Source organism: Prevotella sp. E15-22 (assembly GCF_023204875.1).
GTDB lineage: Bacteria > Bacteroidota > Bacteroidia > Bacteroidales > Bacteroidaceae > Prevotella.
In genome coordinates, this window is the sequence record NZ_CP096247.1 from 2,989,998 (window position 1) to 3,005,817 (window position 15,820).

Sequence of the window (15,820 nt, forward strand, 5' to 3'; positions counted from 1 at the left end):
ATTCACTTTCGATTACAAGTTAAACTTCACACCAGCCACAATGCTACGGCTCTGAGGAAGACGACCCAGGTCGATACCCTGACCAAGAACACTTGAGGTCATGGTAGCCTCAGGATCGCTACCCAGATACTTCGTGAAGGTGAGCAGGTTGTTGCCCTGGATCCAGAACTGAACACCCTGGATATACTCAGACTTCAGAGGCAGGTTGTAGCTCAGGGTAACGGTCTTCAGACGGAGGTATGAGCCATCCTCAATCCAGCGGTCGCTGAAGCGAGAATTACCCTTAGGATCCTGAAAGGCGATACGTGGCATATCGGTCTCCTGACCTTCCACCTGCCAGCGGCGCAGCATAGCTGTGCTCTGGTTCATGAAGCGTGAGCCACCCTCGAGTTGTGAGCGCATATAGTTGTAGATATCATTACCCAGCGAATAGTTGAAGTTCAAATCGAGCTTGAAGTTCTTCCAAGACAGCGAAGTGAAGATATTACCATAGATATCGGGGTTAGGATCACCGATGATGGTCTGGTCGGCCTCATTAATCATGCCGTCACCGTTCAGGTCGGCGAAATGAACGTCACCAGCCTCGAAGTACACACGATCGATACCGTTCTTATCCATGAAGTAGAGACCCTGAGGATCATAAGTAGCAGTACCGGCAGCATGTGCAGAAGCACCCTGAGCCTCAGCAGTTGTTGAGAACACACCGAGAGACTTATAACCATAGAACAGGTTAGCAGCGCTGCCCACCTGTGTGCGAACAGTAGCACCATAAATCTCGTTGTCCAGATAAGTAGCAGCATCAGGCAGAGCAGTGATCTCGTTCTTGTAGTGACCTATGCTGGCACCGAGTTCCCACTGCCAATCCTTCAGGTTCAGCACCTTAGCATTGAAGTTCACGTCGAAGCCCTGGTTCTTCAGCTTACCCTCGTTAGACCAGTTCTCTTTCAGACCGCTGAGGAAGCCCAACTGCTGAAGAGCCAGCAGGTTGTCGGTGTTCGAACGGAAGTAGTTGAAGCCAACGCTCAAGCGGTTGTTCAAGAGGCTGGCCTCCAGACCTACATTAAAGCGGCGAGTGGTCTCCCACTTGATCTTGGTGTTACCGATACCATCGAACGACAGCGTAGAGATGGTATGCAGGAACTGACCAGAACGGAAGAAGCTGCGAGCAGCGTAGTAGTTGATATCGTCGTTACCACTGATGTCATAACCAGCAGAGAGACGCAGGTAATCCAGACCCTTAACACCAGCCATCCAAGGTTCGTTAGTGAGTACCCATGAAGCCTGGATGCCGGGGAACACAGCCCAAGCGGCTTTAAACAGACGGAAGTCACCACCGTCCTGACCGAAGCGTGAAGAACCGTCGATAGTCAGGTTAGCCTGCAGGAAGTAGCGGCTCAAGTAGTTATAGTCAGCCTGAGCATACCATGACAGTGTGTTCCAGTTCTCGTTCACACCCTGAGCATCCTTATCGGCCAACTGACCAGAGATCTGAGGAGTCTTATCACTACCGGTGTTATAACCTACAGAAGAGTTGGTTGAGAAGCTCTCCCAGTTGATGCGGGCACCACCAAACAGATGGAGGTAGTGAGCATCGAAGCGGTTCTCCCAGTCAACACGAGTGTCACTCATCACAGAGTTCTGCTTAGAAGCCAGCGAGCGGGTCTCGTTCTGACGGAAGCCACCCAGACGACTTACATAGTAGTTGTCAGGCGTACCATTGATAGGAATATAGAACAGTTCGTTGGTGTTCACCAGGTTGTAGCTGAAGTGCTCACTCACCGAGAGATTCTGGTTAATCTCATACTTCGGAGTCACAGTCAGGTTCAGCATAGAAGTCTCGAAGCGGTTCTTCGACTCACCCTCAGCATACTCGTTAATAGCAGCGGGGTTACCCAACTTCCAGTTGTATTTGGTGTAGTTGTACAGCGCCTCGGTCAGGTATGTCTCAGGATCGATATCCCAGTGAGAGTCAGAGAAGCGACCGTTACCCTTTCCATCGTGACCATAGCTATAAGGACTCAAGAATGGGCTCTTCACATAAGCCAGGAAAGCGGGCGATGTAGGTGTACCCTCATCATAGCTCTCAGGAGCACCGTCGTTACGGATGTCGCGTGTTTGGTTGGCAAACGAAGCGTCGAAGCGAACAGACAACTTGCGGCTCAGCGAGATATCCGTGTTGAAGCGTACGTTCAGGCGGTCCATATCGTTGTACTTCAAGGTACTCTCAGCACTGGTATAGCCCACTGACAGGTTGTAGTTAGCCACAGCGTCACCTCCCTCAATGTTAATACCATAGTTCTGAGTCATTGCTGTCTGATAAACGTAGTCCTTCCAGTCAGTACTCTGATGATACTGATCATAGTAGTAGTACTTCTTACCCTTCTGGTCGTATTCAGGCATCAAGAAGCTGAACTCCTGCAACTTGGTGTTGGTGGTCTTCAGCATCTCAGATGCATAGCTGCGATACTGACCGGCATCCATCACTGACAGATACTTAGGCTCGAGCACCACACCAGCCGAGATGTTGGCAGTAATGCGGGTAGCCATAGACTTGTTACGGCGAGTCTGAATCAGAATCACACCGTTAGCGCCCTTTGAACCATAGAGAGCCGTACCGTTGCGCATCACCGTCACCTTCTCGATATCAGAAGGGTTCAGGTTGGTCAGCACGTCGTTATAGAAGCCATCGTGAAGCAGCGTACGACCATACTGCTGGTCGATAATCACATCATCGATGACAACCAGAGGCTGTGCGTTCACGTTCAGAGAGTTCAGACCCTGAATGAACATCACGCTGCCCACACCAGGTGTGCCATTGAAGGTAGTGGTATAGACCTGAGCACCCAGCTGCTTCTGAATCTCGTCCTTGATATTCAGTGCATTGGTATACTTAAAGTCCTTCACTTGATAGTCACCACGTACATTGGTCTGCGTGCCATATTCCGACTTAAAGACAGTAGGATACAGATACACATCCTTCTGCTTCTCACCAGCCTGCAAACCAATCTTCACAGGGTTGTGGTCTGGTGTTGTGAAATAGATACCAGAAGCGAAGACAGGCACCTTCACTGTGTAGCTACCATCATCACCGGTCAGCGCACTGTAACCATCGATCTCGGCAGCACGAACAATAGCACCCGAAACGGGCTGCTTGGTAGCAGCATCATAGACGAAGCCCTTAACCGAGCGAGTCTCATACTGCTTGATTTTCTTTACAACACGCTGTACCTGAGCTTCCTCTACAACCTCCTCCTCATCGTCTTCATAATCCTGAGCAGAGATACTCAAGGGGAAAGCCATCAGCAGCGAAAATCCGAATAAGATATATCGTTTCATATCGTTCTTTCTTTATTTATGTGAACATTAGCGTTGCAAATACCAGGCTTTATACGACCTGTCATTGTATTTTCCGTGAGGATACAGCAGAACACCGGGAGTGCCCTGATGCTTGGCAGGAATAGCCACACCAGGATTACCAACCTCACCGGGCAGAGCGTCAACAAGCTCAAGTGTTCCGTGAGGCACCAGAAGCACACAGTTAAAACGCATGGTACGTGTCTTCTTACCGTTACGAATATCTGAGTTACTTACACGTGTCTCAATCTTCAGCAACGCCTGCAGATCTTCATCTGTGACACCATAGGTACAGTTATCAAACTTATAGTTTTCTGCCAGCAAGATATAGTCAACAGCATCGGTAGCCGTTACGAACGACTTGTGAGAGCCATCAGCACCCATCAGCTGCTCCTCACCCTTACCTGGGCTATAAATGTAGCAACGTACTTCCGTTGGCAGACGTTCGTAGTCAGAAGCGGTAGAGTCACCTGCCAAGGCTGGAGCGCTAATCAGGTAGATATCATAGCCCATGTTAGAGAGTACGCTGGGCAGGATATAGGTCACCGTATGGTTCAATGCAGTGGTCTCCTGCTCAAACTCGATATACTGGTTGCCCCACAACTTGTTGTAGAACTTATTGTCAGAGGTCACGTAGTGAACCACGGGTCTAATTGTCTCGATAGAGTCCTTCTCGCTGGTACTCTTCGGGTCTCTGATCTTACTAACCTCCTTGAATCTTGAAATAGAGAACTTATACGTGTTGAACGTATTCAGATCGCTGATGTTCCACTTTGAGGTCTTCAGCACCTGACCGTTACTACAATCCACCTTCTCCACCTGTCCCATAGCGCCATTGGCCTCGAGGGGCTTGTAGTACTGGTAGTACTCAAACGGGCGGAACCAGTCTGACAAACGAGACTGATAGTTGACGGTGCACTCAGTAGACATGGCTGAGTCCTGCAACTGCTTATCAGAGTTGAAGGTACGGCTGAACGAAGAGCCTGCGATGGTATACAGACGCGGCATGGTGTACATCAAAGAGTCGCGCTGAACCAGCTTCTCAGGATAAACGAAGTAAGGCTCATACTTAGCCACAAGCTCCTTCCACGCCTCGTTGGTGGGAGCCAGATACAGGTAAGTACTATCCTCCGAGTTGATGCGGCCAACATAGCTGAACAGCTCATTAACCTGATAGAACACAGAGTCCAGATACTGCATCTTACCATTTACGATACTACCAGGTACACTCTGACCCGGATCAAACTCTCTATAGTAGTAATGACTGTTATAGAGGAAGCTTCTCAAGCTGTCCAACTCAGGATCCTTGGCAATATACTCAAATACAGTTGGCAAGAATTTCACCTTATTGTTCAGCGTAAAGAGCACGCCATTCTCATAAAGCTGGTTCTTGTCGAGCAGCTTCACGTTATTAATAGCGGTATCGCTCAGCACGGCATACTTACCATTCATCAGCACGATAGAGTCTGTTCTCAGGCTCGTTACAGAGTGGTTGTAGAGAGCGATGTGGTTCTGAACGAACTCCTTCAACACCGTATTGTTCTCCTGATTCACGTTAGCAGCCACCTGCTCCTCATAATCTTTAATCAGGGCATTAGCCTGCTCCAGTGTAAACTGATCGTTTGTAGGAGCGAAGACCGTGAACACCTGACTACCGTCCAAGATGGGCTTATACTGGCACTTCTCCAGAACTTTGGCGAAGTTTGACAGGTTCTGATTGTTAGAGATAGCCTGCCACAGAGTACCCTCATGCATGCCATTGGCGCCACCACCCAGGCTCTCATAGTGGTCGTCCCAAGTATCGGTACAAGCCACGAAGGTGAGGGCGGCTACTGCCAGCCCTAACACCTTATTGTATAATAGTTTTTTGGAAATCATAGTTATCAATTTTCAAATTGTCTGTTGTTCTTTTAGAGGTCATCCTCCATCTCACCAGAGCCGTCAACACTGTAGACACTCTTCGGAACCATCTCGAAGAAGTCGAGCATGAACTCGTTATCATTACCTTGCTTACCATCCGAAGCCACACGGAAACGCAGGTAGTGGTCCTTCGTAGCATCGATGTAAGTCTGGCACAGCACACGGCGCATCATGTGAACAATGCCCCATGAGTAGTTCTTCTGCTGACCGTTGTTACCAATGTTGTAGCATGAACGCGGTCCGCGGTAAGCACCCAAGTTCTTCAGCAGTTTCTGCTCAGAAGCCAAATCCTCGATAGAGGTGGTCTTATAAGTACTGAGCTGAGGATCGTCCTTTGCACGGTCACCAAGATACATCTCAGAATCCAGTGTGTTCATCATATCCAAGGGGATACCCTGAGGTACACCATCGAAGTACACCTGCATCACACCACGGGTCTCCAGCGGAGCGAAGCCTAAGCGCAGCTGCCACTCACCGCTATAGGGCACGGGAGGAATACGGAAGATGAAGTCATAGTCACCAAAGAGGTTCACCTCATCACCCTGCCAAGACCAGAACTCCCAGTGAGGACGGCGATAAACCAGGTGACAGTTGGTATTGAACTTCACGTTCTCCAGATAGCCCATGGGGAAGTAACGGTTCTTACCGTTCTTTGGCTGCTCAGAGTCATCAGGCACATCCTGATTATCATCCTGGTCGTAGTTGCCCTTCAGACGCATATCATTGGTCATGATTTCGGGGAACACCGTCGAGAAGTCCATACGGATACGCATGTTCTGTACCACGTCGCGAACCTCCTTACTGAACACCACCAGATCGTCCACATAGAAGTAGTGACCATTCAAGGCATCGTGGTTAGGTGTCTTCTCAACAGTACCATCCACATAAGAGCCACGGTACTCATACTCAGGAGACTCATAGCGGCGGTTCACAAAGTGACCCAGTTTCTTGTCAGCATCAGGACCCCAGATGTCCACAGGCAGAGCCTTACCATTCACGTCCTCACGCTTGTTCTTACTCAGCTGTTCAATCTTCAGCATGGTGTGAGGCAGCAGAGTCTCGTACCAGTCAACAGGGTTCACCCATTTCGTCTCTGTACCGAAAGCCTCTCTTACAGACGCAGCAGCCTGTGGCTTATCAATAACAAGAGCGGTGAGGTCGGCAGTACCGGCCACGTAGCGAGTCATGATATGATACTGGATGAAACGCTTCAGAGGGTTGATGCTGTCTGTCAGGTTCTCAAACTTCCAGCCATCCTTAGCCTCATCGAGCAAGTTACCTTCCTCGTCATGTCCATAAACAGGACCATATACCTTACATGCCAGGTCATAGAGTGCATAGAGATCACCCTTGCTGGTGTCAATAGGCTGACCCTTATAACCATTCTTGAAATACTCTCGATAGATTGAGTCGGGCTCTACGAAAGCTGTGAAGCCATACTTTCTGGTATCAGGCACCCAACCCACCTCTTTTCTGATGTGCGACTTATAGTAGTACTTAGGATACTTCTTGGGATCCCAGTTCTCATCGGCCACCTTCTCAACGAGCAGGTCCTTCAGGCCTGTAGCCTCGAAAGCCTTATAGAACAGACTAATCTTGGGGTTATCACGCAGGATATCAGTCACGGTGCTGTTCGACTTCTCGATCACCATGTCGATAGGCTGAACGATACCATTCTCGACAGAGTCGTTCTGATGAACAATACTTCCGTTGGGATAAGTCTTCTCGAAAATAATATGACTCAGGCCCTCCAGATAAACCACAGCATTGCTGTCGGCATCCACGCCCTGTGAGGTAGCGATATAACGACCCAGCAGGTTGGCATTAGGCAGACGGTCCTGTGTCATCTCAAAGGTAGAGTAGATATTATTCACCAAGTGCGTACGTGCAATGGTGTCGCAGTCTTCCTTTGTCAGCTCCTCAACGCTCTTCATGCCGCGGTCCTGCAGGTACACGTTGATAGCATCATTGTCTGGCAGGAAGCAAGTATACTTACCATAGGTAGACAGTGTTGGCATCAGGCCAGCCTTCTCTACGATGGCAGCAAACTCGCTGTACTGCTCACGGTTTTTCAGATAGTCGCTCATCATTTCACCCGTGAACGCATAGAAATACTCGCTATCGGGCTCATCAGAGCAGCTGGTCAGCGAACCTGAAGCCAGGAGGGCAGCCAGTGCCATGAAAGCAACTCTAATATTTTTCTTGATATTCATAGTTTTCTTATTTTGAGTATTCATTATTATTTGGCTGTTTTCTCCGTGCTTGTGTTCACACCACTTCCGAACGACGGGTTCTGAACCAAGTTGTGGTTCACCTTCAGCTCGTCATAGTTATAAGGCCAGAAAATAGCATCCATCTTTCTGAAGAAGTTCTGAGCGAACGTACCGTTCACATCATCACGCTTACCTACAGCCGACATAATCTCTTGGGTATTGCCGGCACGCATAGCATAGCGTACCAGGTCGTACCAGCGCTTACCCTCGAACATCAGCTCACGGCGACGCTCACGCTTCACCAACTCTGTCATCAAAGTCTTTGATCCATAGTCGGCATACTTAATCGTATCGGCATCGGTCAAGAGCTGGGTCACAGGTTTCATGAGAGAACGCTTGTAAACGGCGTTAACCAACCAGAAGGCCTCCGTTCTCAATGGCTCGTTGATTGCCATAGCCTCCTCATCGGTTCCGTCAACCATCTTCTCACACAGGGCCTCTGCCTTCATCAGCATGATGTCTGCCAGGCGGTAGATGGGCCAGTGGCTACCATTGCTGTTATCAGGATAAACCGACCTTGAGGTTGACTTTGTTGTTCCTGAGCCAGAAACGAGCACCTCTTCACAAGCAAACTTGAGGATGGCTTGCACGTTTGAGCTATAGTAGATGTAACGACGCACATCATTGTCCTTAGATGACTCCATCTCGAAGATTTCCTTAGCCTTAGGCTCTTTCACCTCACCGTCAACATAAGAAGAACCAGTTACCAAGCCCACATCGTTTCTTTCATTACCATAGTACGAAGCGATGGCGCTGTTATTGGTACCTTTTGTTGAATTGGGGTCTCTGTCATAGTTCAACTCAAAGATAATCTCTTTGGCAGCCTCTGTTCTACTTTCAGCCGTAAAGAGTGTAGCATAGGCATCACCAAAGGTTGATCCATTCAAAGTGTGATAAATCAAGGGGAAGCCATTCAGACGCTTATCAACCTGTGTCTGATAGCTGAAGTTACGATAGTACTCCTTGTAGTAATCCTCAGCATAAGCCTTCTTAGATTTAATCACATCGTCTGCTCGGGCAATACACATGTCATAGTTACCATCCCAGAGATACATCTCACAGAGCATGGCATTGATAGCGTCATAGGTGATACGACCCGTCTGATAACGGTCCTTGGTGACAGGATAACGCTTCACGGCATCGCCCTTCACGCTCTCCAGATCATCGATAATATTATGCAGCACATCTTTAAAAGGTGTTGCGGGCAGGTCCATCACCTGATTATCATCCGTATAAGCCTCACGAGAGAAAGGTACGTCGCGGAACGTACGGATCAGGTAGAAGTAACACAGTGAGCGCAGAGCAGTCACCTCGGCGATATTAGCCTTCAAGTCACCCTCCGTATAAGCGGGGTCCTTGGCAGCCACCTCAGGAGCATACTTAATCACGGTGTTACAACGGTTAATCACATCATAGAAATACACCCATTTGGTAAAAGGGTTCTTGGCGGTGATATTCTCCTTCAGCACATTAGCCAGGTTCATATCACTATTGATATTGTTACCCGACATGATGTTATCGCTGCGGAACTCACCCCACACCATCATACGTTTACGGGCTTCGCCATCCTGAAGTGCGGAATAGCAGCCAGAAACGATATTCTCCACGTCGGCCTTTTCATTCCAGAAGTCCTCCAGAATAATCTCACGCTGGTCCTTGATTTCCAAGAAGTCGGCACACGACGTGAGACCGCAGATGACACAGATGGCACTGATTATTTTATAATAATTCTTTTTCATAATCTTCATGTTTCTTTAGAGTTGTCAATCCACTTATTAGAAATCAACAGTTATACCGAGCGTATACGAACGTGAACGAGGAGTCTGTGCACCGTCGGTTGCAGGCGACTCGCCGCCGAATGCGATATCGGGGTCAACACCAGAGTATTTGGTGATGACGAAGGGGTTGTTGATACTTGCATAGAACGAGAGGCGGTTCAGACCCAGCCATGTCAAGTACTTCTTCTTCACGTTGTAGTTCAGCTGAGCATAGCTCATACGCAGATAGCTACCATCCTCAACGAAGCGGTCACTGATCAGCGTGTTGTAGTTACTGGTATTACCATACATAGCGCGTGGGATAACAGTTACGTCACCCTCCTGACGCCAGCGGTAGTTCACAGCTTGGCTCTGGTTGTCGTTACCGATCATTGCCTCGGCATCCAGACGAGCCAGGTTGATGATCTTGTTACCCACACGATAAGTGAACTGGGTTGACAGACGCCAGTCGCCATAGCTGAAGTTGAAGCCGAAACCACCAGTCAGCTTAGGCAGAGAAGAACCCAGGTAGGTAATATCCAGAGCGTTGATCTGACCATCGTGGTTCAAATCCTCGTAAATAGCATCACCACCGTTAAAGCCGGGGAAGTTCTGGTCGTGACCAGTACCATCGATACGATAGTCGTAACGCATACGAACAGGCACGTTGTTACCACTCAGAATCAGGTTGCCATTAGCGTCAACAGCCACAGGAGCCGTCTTGCCCTCTGCGCGGAACTTCTGCCAGTAAGCCTGAATCTCCTCAGGAGTCATACCAGCCACAGCATTCTTAAAGGTGTTGTAGTTATACTGGTAAACACCCAGGTACTTGAAGCCGTAGATAGCGCCGAACGGGTTGTGCAACTGTACGCGCTTCAAGGTCTCACGGTTAGCATAGCCAAAGTCGGGGTTCTTACTTTCAAGGATATTAGCATCCATCTCCAGGATCTCGTTGCGGTTGTTACCGAAGTTCACGTTCATATCCATCTTGAACTTACCAGCCTTGATCAACTGGTTGGTGTTGATGTGGAACTCCCAACCGGTGTTACGCATTCTACCGTTATTATGAGTAGGAACGGTCTCGAAACCAGAGTTTGAAGGAATATGGAAGCCACCGAGCAACATGTCAGAACGTGTAGACTGATAACCCTCGAGGGTCAGGTTCAACTTACCGTCGAAGAAGCCCAGGTCGATACCGAAGTTATAACTCTGAATCTGCTCCCAACGCAAGTCTGACAGGCGGATGTTCAGAGGCTTCATGGCAGGCATATCGATATACTTCGCAGCAGAACCATACTTAGAGGTATAGAGGTAGTTCTGTCCAGGCTGGCTACCATTCAGACCCCAGCTAGGACGGATAGCAAACATAGAGAGCAGGGGCTTCAGTTTCTGCATCCAAGGCTCGTCACTAACAATCCACTTCAGAGATACAGAGGGGAAGTAACCCCAGCGGTTATCAGGGCCGAACTTGGTGGTACCATCGGCACGCAGAGTCACGTCGGCCACGTAGCGTCCCTTATAAGCATAGTGAGCAGAGAATGTGTAGTACATTGAACGCCACTGGCTGAAGCCAGAAGAAGGCGAGTCAATCATACCAGCAGTAGGCGATACGATAACACTACCAGTAGAAGGCAGACCGTAAGCAGAGGTTGACTGCGAGTTGCTTGAACCAGAAGTCAGCTCGAAGCGGCCCATCATCATGGCACTGTGATCCTTGTTTGCAAATGCAGGAATCAAGGTCAGGGTGTGCTTGGTGTTGAACGAAACACTCTTTGAAGAACCAGAAGAAGCGGTGTTCAGCTTATCCTTCCATGACTTAGAAACCAGTTCCTGAGGATAGAAGGCATCGTTATAGCCGTTAGAGATGTTCATGTAAACCGAACCACGCCAGTTCAACTGCCAGTGGTCGCTGTCCAGACCCAACAGGTTGTAGCTAACAACCAACTCAGGGTTCATGTCGTAGTTACGCTGGTTTCTGCGAGCCAGGTTGGCCACAGCCACAGGGTTAGAGTATGTACGCTGGTCTTTCTCGAATACACTTGATCCGATGTAAGGACCACTCTGCAACATATTATAATAGGTGTCGGTGTCCTCGCCTGTCAAAGGATTCTTCTCGTAGATGCTCATGTTAGGCATCTTCTTCAGGGCGATAGGCAGAAGCTCCTCGTAGTTACGCTTATTGTTCGTGTAGGTCATTGAGAAGTTGGTGCTCACACGGATACGCTGGCTGACATTATAGTCCAAGTTCACACGTGTAGAGAAACGACTCAACTTCTGCTTGATAATCGTACCCGTCTCATGGTCGAAACCGGCACCGATACGGAAGCTGGCCTTCTCACCACCACCAGTAATGGTAGCATAGTGGTTCTGACGCAGACCCCACTGAGTAACGGCATCACGCCAGTCAGTGTTGTCGCGATACTGACGCCACTCTGAGTAACCAGAGGTATTGTCCAGGTAGTTAATCTCAGGAATACGGTCACCGTCTGAAGCGTTATCGTCCTGACGGGGGTTGAAGTACGACTCCTTCAGCATCATGGTGTAGTCGTCACCATTCAGCAGGTCGTAGCCCTTAGGCTGATAAGTACCAGTCAGCTTCAGAGAGTAGGTTACGTGAGGCTTACCCTGAGTACCACGCTTCGTGGTCAACTCGATAACACCGTTACCACCCTGTGAACCATAAACGGCACAAGCAGCAGCATCCTTCAACACCGTGATAGAAGCGATATCCTCAGGGTTGATGTTCAGCAACTCAGCAAACTTCTCATCGTTGGCGCCCTGCATATCGAAGTTATCGAGGTTCACCTCGCGGATGTTACCATCGACCACGATCAGCGGGTTAGCGTCAGTCAGTGTTGACAGAGAAGAAGCACCACGCAGACGCATGGTAGAGCCAGAACCCAGGTTACCTGAGTTACCGATAATATCCAGACCTGCAATACGTCCCTGCAGAGCCTCATCCACTGAGGTGATACCCAGACCCTCGAATTCCTTCATGTTAATGGTCTGAGTAGCATAAGAAATCTCTCGCTGAGGGATAGGCAGTGTGTTACCCTGCAGACGTCTTTCACCCTTGATGACAACGGGCTTCAGCACGGTCTTCGATTTCATTGTAATCTTGAAAGAGTTCTTGTTGATGGGCAGCACCACGTCGGTCATACCCACATAGGTAATCTTCAGCTTGTTCTTTGAGTTACCACTCACCTTCATAGTGAAGTTACCGTTCAAGTCTGTGATTGTTGAGTTGATGTTACGATCGTTGGCATCAATCTCTCGTACGGCGGCACCCATCAGAGGTCCCATATCGTCACTTACCGTACCGTGTACAGACGTAATATTCTGTGCGCTCAGTGTTGTTGAGAACATCAGCGCCAGGATAAACATGACTGATTTAAGTATTTTCATACGTTGTTTCCTCCTCTCTTTTATTTAAGTGCTTTCAGTGCTTCAACCACAACCTCACGCCAAGGACGCATGTCAACAGTCTTACCGTCGGCATACTTATAACCGTAGCACATAGCACCGTCAATCTGGTGCAGAACCACGTTACTTGCCATGAACATACGTGAAGTGTTTGTATAAGGCTTGGTCTCGAACCAGTACTCACGACAGATCTTGTTATACAGATTTTTGTCCTTCAGCACCTGGTGGGGCTTACCGAAGGCGTCGGTCACGGTCAGGCTTGTATTGTCATAGACAGCCTTGATAGGATAGTAACGGCCAGTGTTAGGATTACGCTTCATACTCTCGAAAGAGGTAGAGGCATTAGCAGCCTTAGCCAGGCCGATGGCCACTGAGTTATCCTGCACGTGATAGCGAACGAAGTCGTTCACAACGCCACGGATAGCCTCGATAACGGCCTTACGCACCTTCTTCTGGTCAGAGTTGTACTGATACCAGCCCTCAGCCACGCACATGCTGTCAACGGCAGGCTCTTCCTCAGTCACCTCACTGAAATCGCCACGAGAGAGTTCTTCGTCGGTAGGCAGTTTCTTCTCATCCTGCAACTTCTTGATGGCCTCGTTTGTTGGCACATAAACGGTGTAGTTGTAGTTATCGAGGATACGCAGGTTCTCACTACCCTGAGCGGTCTGACCAGCATAGTAAGTGGTAGAACCCTTAATCGTCGTTGCAAGCAGGTCGCAGTAGTCGTTCTTCAAGATATTCAGGAAGCCATGGAATTCGGGATGAGCCTGCAGTGTGAGGTACACAGTAGACTGTGCGCCCATGGGGCACTGGCTCTCCAACTGATAAGAGTTACCATTCTGCTTGTCATAGCGCTGCACACTGGTAATCTTTCTGCCGTTGTGCTCCATCTGCCAGCCACCCTCAAAGCAGAGGCTGTCGCCTTCGTAAGAAGCGCGGATGATAGCACCACCCTTGGTCTTGAAGTAGTTATAGCCAGCCTTCACATAGTCTTCCACAGTCATGCTCTTGTCGGGAATGACAATGATCAGCTGGTCCATCATACCGTCGAACACCGTGTTAATCACGTTGTCGGCCACCTGAAGCTGCTTACGAGTGCCCTTGGTGATGTTACCATCGGCATCCACCTGACCCTCGTAACGGCTAGCCTTCACGCTCTTGCTGGTGAGGTCCCACTTAAACTCGAAGATATCGGGAGTCTCCACAACAACGCTATCGCCGTCGATCTCCATCTTTGTGGTCTTACCATACGAACCCTGGTCCACATAGTTCAGCAGTGCACCGTTGGTAGGCAACAGCAGGGCGTACTTAGAGTCCATAGAAAGCAGATAAGGCAGGAAGCCGCGTGCATCAATACCACCGCGATAGATAATGTTCATGTTTGACACATGAGCCAGAGCGGGATAAGCCACTGATGAGAACTCGGCAGGAGTGAACACCTTATTAGTCTTATAGACAACACCGTTACAGCCCATGTAGGTACCAATCACGTCGGAAGCCTTGATACCCAGAGACTCCTTGGCATCGTTCAGCACCATGTCGAACTTAGAAGGAACAGCCTCCGAGAATGTGGTCAGCATGTTCACGTTGATCAGCTTAGCGATGATATCGTCAGGAATAGAGTCCATCTCCTTGTACTCGTCCTGCAACTCCTTACCAGAACCGTTCCACCAGTCAAGGATAGCCTTATTGGTAGGCACAATCATCACACCGGCATCATAGTGCACGTCGTTATCGTTCTTAGAGTTGTTATCGATATACTGGTTCCAAGCGGGATCATACTTCAAGTAAGCATATACCAAGTTTCCCTCGGGATCGGTAGGCTTGTCAGTATTCTTGTTGGTGTAGTTCACAATACGACCGGTTCTGTGATCATAGCAACGCTGACTGAAGTAGCGCAGCACGAAGGCAGAGTCCTCGGTGTTATAGATACGGTCGTACTCACGGGTACCCACCTCATAGAAGTAAGGAGCCGAGAAGCGGTCCAGCAAGTGACTCCAGATAGAGGTAGACGCATCCTGACGGATAATCTCCGCCATGTTGGGACTTGACTCAATCACGCCGTCCACCTTGTGGATATAACCGTTCTTACAAGTGATATCATAGTCAATCTTCTTACGGTTGGGATCACCAGAGTTCAGCACCTGTATGCCGTTCACCCAAGCCTCGTTCAGACTGCTGGCACGACCATTGGTCAGCACCTTCAAGTCTTCAGCCGTAATGTTGTTGTTTTCCATGTAAGCAGGAAGGAAGTGAATCATCGTAGGCTTGGTAGCGTCCTTGAACAAGGGAACAGCCTTTCCACGCTGACGCAGATAATCCCAATACTTCACTTTAGGCATAGAGTCCAGTGGCATCACATAGACAGAGTCATAGATTTCCACAGAAGACTCGCGGCGCATGGTACGTCCCCACTCAGGTGTGGCGGCATCACCCTGTGCCTTTCCGTTAGACATAAGCTCCAGAAGATAAGCGTTGTTGATCATAGCATTCTTCAACAGCATTTTCTTCTTTGCATCGCTCAGTTCATCATAACTCTTCACGCCCCATTTGTTCGAACCGAACCACGCATTGAATGCGCTGTCTGAGGCAACGAACAGAGTTTTTGAACCAGTGTGGCTAAGGACTTCCTTTTGGCCAAGGTCGTCGATTAAACGCAGCATGGTCTTGTAGTTACCGTCTTCCTGCAAACGCTCATAGATAGAGTTTCCCAGCCAGTCAGGCTGTCCTGTCAGGATCAGATCGTCGTCTTTACACGACTGCATCACGGAGGCCCCTATCAGCAGTGCACAGGCAGCCAGAGCCACGCTTCGTCCTTGCTTTACGATAGTTTTACGTTCCATAAGTTTTGTTAGTTATTTAATATGTAATTATTGTTTATGCTTCTTTCCTTAGTTTCAACGGTTGTTTATGTTTCGTCCGTCGTCTATATATATTGAGTCCTGTTGCCAGGATCATGGTCTTCCATATTTGGGGCTCCATAGAGGAGCAGAGTTAGCAAATTCATTTCTCTGGTGGTTTTGGTTGTCAATTAAATAAACGAAGGAACCGGAGACAGCCTTTTCGGCTGCCCCCAGTCCCTTTTTATGA

General features: G+C 49.0%; 6 protein-coding genes. All 6 read right to left on the minus strand.

Annotated elements, in window-relative coordinates; all coding sequences use genetic code 11:
- Window positions 1-12 precede the first annotated feature (12 nt).
- The 6 genes from M1D30_RS12395 to M1D30_RS12420 are packed head-to-tail and all read right to left on the minus strand — an operon-like array spanning window position 13 to window position 15,573.
- Window positions 13-3,336 (minus strand): SusC/RagA family TonB-linked outer membrane protein, encoded by a 3,324-nt coding sequence (locus tag M1D30_RS12395; RefSeq protein ID WP_248504432.1) that lies wholly within the window; start codon window positions 3,334-3,336, stop codon window positions 13-15.
- A gap of 27 nt (window positions 3,337-3,363) precedes the next feature.
- Window positions 3,364-5,232 (minus strand): fasciclin domain-containing protein, encoded by a 1,869-nt coding sequence (locus M1D30_RS12400; protein ID WP_248504434.1) that lies wholly within the window; start codon window positions 5,230-5,232, stop codon window positions 3,364-3,366.
- Window positions 5,233-5,264: 32 nt separating this feature from the next.
- Window positions 5,265-7,487 (minus strand): fasciclin domain-containing protein, encoded by a 2,223-nt coding sequence (locus M1D30_RS12405; RefSeq protein WP_248504436.1) that lies wholly within the window; start codon window positions 7,485-7,487, stop codon window positions 5,265-5,267.
- Window positions 7,488-7,513: 26 nt separating this feature from the next.
- The gene (locus tag M1D30_RS12410) at window positions 7,514-9,295 is read right to left on the minus strand and encodes a RagB/SusD family nutrient uptake outer membrane protein (RefSeq protein ID WP_248504438.1); all 1,782 of its coding nucleotides are present in this window, start codon (window positions 9,293-9,295) and stop codon (window positions 7,514-7,516) included.
- Between the two features lie 27 nt (window positions 9,296-9,322).
- Window positions 9,323-12,709 carry a SusC/RagA family TonB-linked outer membrane protein gene (locus M1D30_RS12415; RefSeq protein WP_248504440.1) on the minus strand — a complete coding sequence of 1,129 codons (3,387 nt, stop codon included), beginning with the start codon at window positions 12,707-12,709 and terminating at the stop codon, window positions 9,323-9,325.
- Between the two features lie 20 nt (window positions 12,710-12,729).
- The gene (locus M1D30_RS12420) at window positions 12,730-15,573 is read right to left on the minus strand and encodes a fasciclin domain-containing protein (protein ID WP_248504442.1); all 2,844 of its coding nucleotides are present in this window, start codon (window positions 15,571-15,573) and stop codon (window positions 12,730-12,732) included.
- Between the last annotated feature and the right edge of the window lie 247 nt (window positions 15,574-15,820).